The 2,826-nt window shown below is 40.2% G+C and carries 2 protein-coding genes; both read left to right on the forward strand.

The genetic code is table 11. The features are described 5' to 3' along the window. Positions 1-524 precede the first annotated feature (524 nt). Positions 525-935, forward strand: coding sequence for an endonuclease domain-containing protein (locus H7U22_RS18000; RefSeq protein ID WP_187072736.1), 411 nt, complete (start codon positions 525-527; stop codon positions 933-935). 605 nt (positions 936-1,540) lie between these two features. Then, positions 1,541-2,826, forward strand: a 1,286-nt coding sequence (locus H7U22_RS23170) for a DNA gyrase/topoisomerase IV subunit A (protein WP_248284795.1), incomplete at its 3' end; no start/stop codon positions are given.

The raw sequence follows: 2,826 nt of genomic DNA on the forward strand, positions 1-2,826 counted from the left end.
TGCGCCCTGTATCCCCCTCTGGAGGGGGCAGGGGGAGGTTTTTGTTCCACATATTTAAGGTTTATTGTTCTGCCTCAAAGAGAATGGTTGTAACAAGAACCACCCCCTTTAATTCCCCCGCAAGCTGTGGAGACAGGGCGCATACTTAGATAGTTAATATAACTCGGATTTTCTCACACCTTCTTAAGTTTTAGGTTTTTTCGCTTCGCTATCTGCGCCCTGTATCCCCCTCTGGAGGGGGCAGGGGGAGGTTTTTGTTCCACATATTTAAGGTTTATTGTTCTGCCTCAGAGAGAATGGTTTAGCAAGAACCACCCCCTTTAATTCCCCCGCCAGCGGTGGAGACGGGGTGCATACCTAGATGGTTGTAAATATCTCTGGTTTCTTTTACACAGTCGCTATCTGCAATTTGTATCCCCCTCTAGAGGGGGCAGGGGGAGGTTGTTTACTCAAAGGATTAAGTTTTCATGTTCTGGTTATATCGCCTTCATTCTTCCCTAAGCTAAATTTTACTAATTTTAAAGATGGACGAAGCAACTAAAGATAATCTTTGGCACTATAATACAGAACTCAAAAAGTTCGCTAATTCCAATCGGAAGGACATGACAAAGGCTGAGGCTTGCATATGGAAGTTCGTATTAAGTGGAAGGCAAATGATGGGCTATCAATTTCGAAGGCAAAGACCAATCTTAAATTTTATTGCCGATTTTATGTGTAAAGAACTTATGCTTATTATTGAAGTTGATGGCCTAACTCACGATTGGGAGTCGGTTGCAGAAAATGACTTAGTCAGAGAAAGACAATTAGCAAACATCGGATTTACCATTCTCCGTTTTAGCGATGACGAAGTTTTGAAAGATATAGAAAATGTAAATCAATCGATTTGTTTTTTTATTGAAGATTTTGAAGAAAATAAAAAGAACCACCCCCTTTAATTCCCCCGCCAGCGGTGGAGACAGGGCGCTTACCTAGATGGTTGTAAATAAAATCGGAATTTCACAAACCTTCTTAAGTTTTAGGTTTTTCCGCTTCGCTATATGCATCCAATATCTCCCTTGGAGGGGGCAGGGGGAGGTTTTACTCCAAATATTTAAGGTTTTATGTTCTGCCTCAAAGAGAATAGTTTAGCAAAAACCACCCCCTTTAATTCCCTCGCCAGCGGTGGAGACAGGACGCATACCTAGATTGTTGTATATTCTGGTTTCCTTTTTACACAATCGCTATCTGCGCCCTATATCCCCCTCCGGAGGGGGCAGGGGGAGGTTTTTGTTCCAATATTTAAGGTTTTATGTTCTGCCTCAAAGAGAATAGTTTAGCAAGAACCACCCCCTTTAATTCCCCCGCCAGCGGTGGATACAGGGCGCATACCTAGAGAATAAAATATATAGTGGAAAGCAGGGAACAAACGCTTAATAGGTTTTACCAAGCCCTGCTTTTCAAATTATTATAATTCAATTTTCATTAAAGAAATGTGAATAACCTCTCTTCACACTGTGAGATCATTTTTATTATATTTACGGCTGCCAATTTTTGTAAATAGATGAGTGAAGAATCAGACCAAAACCTAAATCCAAACGAAGAACATAAGCACACCATAACCCCAATTAACGGTTTATACGAAAACTGGTTCCTCGATTATGCATCATATGTAATTTTGGATCGGGCTGTTCCACATATTCATGATGGTTTAAAGCCTGTTCAGCGCCGCATTATGCATTCGTTAAAGGAAATGGATGATGGACGTTTTAACAAGGCTGCCAACGTTATCGGCAATACGATGAAATACCATCCGCATGGCGATGCTTCTATTGGCGATGCAATGGTTCAGATTGGGCAGAAGGATTTGCTTATTGATATGCAGGGAAACTGGGGCGATCCAGTAACCGGCGATAGTGCTGCGGCTCCGCGTTACATTGAAGCCCGACTCTCGAAATTTGCAAATGAAGTTGTTTTTAATGCCGATACCACAGTTTGGCAATTAAGTTACGATGGTAGAAATAACGAACCAGTTACTTTACCCGTTAAATTCCCCTTGTTGTTGGCACAAGGTGCAGAAGGTATTGCGGTAGGTTTGGCTACCAAAGTTATGCCTCATAATTTTATCGAACTTTTGGATGCTTCTATCGAGGCTTTAAAAGGTGTACGTCCAAATATATTGCCTGATTTCTTTACTGGTGGTATGGCCGATTTCACCAATTATAATGAAGGGCAACGTGGTGGTAAAATTCGAGTACGTGCGAAAATTACCGAAAAGGATAAAAAAACGCTGGTGATTACTGAAGTTCCTTTTAGCACCACAACAGGTTCTATTATTGATAGTATTTTATCGGCTAATGATAAAGGTAAGATCAAGATCAAAAAAATTGAAGACAACACGGCTGCCAATGTAGAAATTGTGGTGCATTTGGCACCTGGGATTTCTCCTGATGTAACCATTGATGCACTTTATGCTTTCACAGCTTGTGAGGTTTCTATTTCGCCAAACACTTGTATAATTCAAGGAGATAAACCTCATTTTTTAAGTGTTAACGATATTTTAATCGAGAATACCAAACACACTAAAGATCTATTAAAAAAAGAACTGGAAATTCGTTTGCACGAATTGCAAGAGAAAATTTTCTTCAGTTCGCTATTGAAAATATTTATTCAGGAAGGGATGTATAAAAATCCTGAATATGAAAACTCAAGTAATTTCGATACCGTTGTTGAGGTTTTGCATCTGCTTTTTGATCCCTTTAAACCTTCGCTTTATCGCGAAATCTTGCCTGAGGATTTCAAGAAACTAATCGATAAGCCAATGAGTAGCATCACACGTTTTGATGTGAA

Origin of the sequence: Pedobacter fastidiosus, assembly GCF_014306625.1 — a bacterium.
In the GTDB taxonomy this organism is placed as follows: domain Bacteria; phylum Bacteroidota; class Bacteroidia; order Sphingobacteriales; family Sphingobacteriaceae; genus Pedobacter; species Pedobacter fastidiosus.

Bases quoted from the DNA above. Each gene is read 5' to 3' on its own strand.
- H7U22_RS18000 (WP_187072736.1), top strand. From the start codon at position 525: ATGGACGAAGCAACTAAAGATAATCTTTGGCACTATAATACAGAACTC.